Here is a 1,054-nt window from a genome sequence, read left to right as displayed (position 1 = left end):
CCTTCGCGGTTCATGCGGCCTCGCGCGTCGTTGGCGGCGGCTGCCGATGCAGAAGACGCGGGCGCGGCGCCGGTCAGGCCCACGGCACGGGCGATGTCCGCCGCCAGGGGCTGGGAGTCGGCATCCTGGCCGGATTGCCCGGATTGAAAGGCTTGTGCGGTTTGCGTGGCGGCGTCCGCCTGCGTGCTGGACGGGGTAACGGCCACGCCAGACACGCCAGATACGGCAGACACGGAGGTCGGGGCGGCAGCGGTGGCGAAGGGCCATGGCTGTTCCAGGGCAAAGGCCACCAGCAGCGCCACCTTGATGGCGGCGGCGGTGAGCAGCCAGCGGCAGAGCCTAGAAAGACGGAGGCTCGAAGCGAAGCGTTGCGGTTTCGTCATAGGTACGCTGTTCGCGGAGGAGTTCGTCGTGCGCATGGCGGGCCGCCTGTTTGTCCTTCAGCTTTTCCAGCAGTTTGCGTTCCTGCGATTTTTTCACCAGATCGCTGCGTGCCTGTTCCATCATCTGGGCCAGCATACGCAGGCGCAGTTCGGCGTGGGTCAGGTCTTCGCGCAGGCCGCGCAGGAAGTTGCGTTGCAGCCAGAGTTCGTCGCGCGTAAGGCGCGCGTCTTCGTACAGTTTCCGCTCCGCTTCGGCAATGGCCGCGCGCACCGCGTCCACCTGGCGCTGCTGCACCTCGTGGGCGGTCTTGGCGCGGGCGAAGGCCAGTTTGGCCTGCTCCTCCAACTGTTCCCGGTAGTCGAGAACCTGTTGCAGGCGGAAGCGGAACGGGGGCATGCGTGGTCCTTTCTCGGGCGTGACCAGGCCGCTGGCGTCGAAATGTCGTCGTGCGGCGTTGGTCCACCCGGAAGTAGCAAATACCGGGCCTAACTCATCGGGCGGACGTGTGGGGCTGAGCGGTACGGGGATGCCCCGCTACGCGAGTGTGGTGCCCAGCAGCGCGGACATTTCGCCCAGAATGATGCAGGCCCCCAGAAAGTCGCCGTTCAGGCCGCCCTCGCGCCGGGCCAGCGCGGCCAGCCAGGCCACGGCGCAGGCGCAGGGCAGGGCG

2 protein-coding genes and 1 pseudogene are annotated in these 1,054 nt (G+C 67.7%); all 3 read right to left on the bottom strand.

All coding sequences use genetic code 11. The features are described from left to right. Positions 1-383 (bottom strand): annotated as a pseudogene (locus tag FVW27_RS16780) (hypothetical protein); the annotation flags it as partial. Beyond that, positions 340-780 (bottom strand): flagellar export protein FliJ, encoded by a 441-nt coding sequence (gene fliJ, locus FVW27_RS16775; RefSeq protein WP_167127334.1) that lies wholly within the window; start codon positions 778-780, stop codon positions 340-342. The gene fliJ and the pseudogene FVW27_RS16780, both read right to left, overlap by 44 nt. Before the next feature lie 138 nt (positions 781-918). Next, positions 919-1,032, bottom strand: a complete 114-nt coding sequence (locus FVW27_RS16770) for a hypothetical protein (protein ID WP_424991887.1) — start codon at positions 1,030-1,032, stop codon at positions 919-921. Positions 1,033-1,054: the final 22 nt, after the last annotated feature.

The organism is Nitratidesulfovibrio liaohensis (assembly GCF_011682075.1).
Taxonomy (GTDB): Bacteria; Desulfobacterota; Desulfovibrionia; order Desulfovibrionales; family Desulfovibrionaceae; genus Cupidesulfovibrio; species Cupidesulfovibrio liaohensis.
The sequence above is the reverse complement of the archived record's forward strand: the minus strand, read 5'-3'. Positions and strand labels throughout refer to the sequence as shown.